This window comes from Rhizobacter sp. (assembly GCF_031412495.1).
In the GTDB taxonomy this organism is placed as follows: Bacteria; Pseudomonadota; Gammaproteobacteria; order Burkholderiales; family Burkholderiaceae_C; genus Schlegelella_A.
The window spans coordinates 1-1805 of the sequence record NZ_JANODC010000277.1; the positions used below are offsets into that span (position 1 = coordinate 1).

Annotated in this window: 2 protein-coding genes; both read left to right on the top strand. The window is 69.5% G+C overall.

From position 1 onward, the window contains the following. Window positions 1-961: glycine C-acetyltransferase (gene kbl, locus AC30N0_RS10475; RefSeq protein WP_489517858.1), on the top strand; the 961-nt coding region annotated here is incomplete at its 5' end. After that, on the top strand, window positions 958-1805 hold an 848-nt coding region (locus AC30N0_RS10480), incomplete at its 3' end, for an NAD-dependent epimerase/dehydratase family protein (protein ID WP_489517859.1). The genes kbl and AC30N0_RS10480, both read left to right, overlap by 4 nt.

Below are 1805 nucleotides of genomic sequence, written 5' to 3' on the forward strand. Positions count from 1 at the left end.
GCGTTTCATCTGCGGCACGCAAGACCTGCACAAGACGCTCGAAGCCCGGCTGGCGCGCTTTCTCGGCACCGAAGACGCGATCCTCTACGCAGCGGCCTTCGATGCCAACGGCGGCCTGTTCGAGCCGCTGTTCGGCGAAGACGACGCGATCATCAGCGACGAGCTCAACCACGCCTCGATCATCGACGGCATCCGTTTGTGCAAGGCGCGGCGCTTTCGCTACAAGCACAACGACATGGCCGACCTCGAGCGCTGCCTGGCCGAAGCCGCCGCGGGGGGTGCGCGCTTCAAGCTGGTGTTCAGCGACGGCGTGTTCTCGATGGACGGCACCATCGCCCGGCTCGACGAGATGCGTGAGCTGTGCGACCGCTTCGACGCGCTGCTCGGCATCGACGAATGCCACGCCAGCGGCTTCATGGGCGCACGCGGGCGCGGCACGCACGAACACCGCGGCGTCTTCGGCCGCGTCGACATCATCACCGGCACGCTCGGCAAGGCACTCGGCGGCGCCTCCGGCGGCTTCACCGCGGCCAGCAAGCCGGTGGTCGAACTGCTGCGCCAACGCTCGCGGCCCTACCTGTTCTCGAACACGCTGATGCCGGCCATCGCCGGCGCCTCGATCGCGGTGCTCGACCTGCTGGAGGCCGACACCACGCTGCGCGACAAGCTCGAAGACAACACGCGCTGGTTCCGCCGGGCCATCGGCGCGGCCGGATTCGACATCAAACCCGGCGAGCACCCGATCGTGCCGATCATGGTGCACGACGCGGTGCTGGCCCAGCGCCTGGCCGCCCGCCTGCTCGAGCTCGGCGTCTACGTCGTCGGCTTCTTCTTCCCGGTGGTGCCCAAGGGACAGGCGCGCATCCGCGTGCAGCTGAGCGCCGTGCACGAGCGGGCGCAACTCGAAGCCGCCGTCGCCGCCTTCACGCAAGCCGGCCGCGAGCTCGGGTTGGTCCCATGAAGATCCTGCTCATCGGCGCCAACGGCCAGATCGGCACAGAACTGGCGGCCGAGCTGGCGCGCCGGCACGGCAACGCCGCCGTCGTCACGAGCGACCTGGCTCCGCAGGGCCGCGTGCCCGGCTTGGCGCACGAGGCGCTCGACTGCACCGACATCGGCGCGCTCACCACGCTGGTCGAACGCCATGCCATCACCCAGGTCTACCACCTCGCCGCGGCCCTCTCGGCGCGCGGCGAGAAGCATCCGATGTGGGCCTGGGACCTGAACATGAAGGGCCTGCTCAACGTGCTCGAGGTGGCGCGCTCGCACCAGCTCGAACGCATCTTCTGGCCCAGCTCGATCGCCGCCTTCGGGCCCGGCACGCCGCAGCAGCGCACGCCGCAGCACGCCGTGATGGACCCGAGCACCGTCTACGGCATCAGCAAGCTGGCCGGGGAGGGCTGGTGCGCCTGGTACCACGCGCAGCACGGCGTCGATGTGCGCAGCCTGCGCTACCCGGGCCTCATCAGCTGGAAGACGCCGCCCGGCGGCGGCACCACCGACTACGCGGTCGAGATCTTCCATGCCGCGCTGAAGCAAGGCCGCTACACCTGCTTCCTCAAAGAAGACCAGGCTTTGCCGATGATGTACATGCCCGACGCGATCCGCGCCACGCTCGAGCTGATGGAAGCGCCCGCGGCGAACGTGCGCGAACGCCGATCGTACAACCTGGCCGGCACCAGCTTCACGCCCTTGGAGATCGCCGCGGCGATCAGGCAGCGCCTGCCGCACGTCACGATGGACATCGCGCCCGACTTCCGCCAAGCCATCGCCGCCAGCTGGCCGCGGTCGATCGACGACAGCGC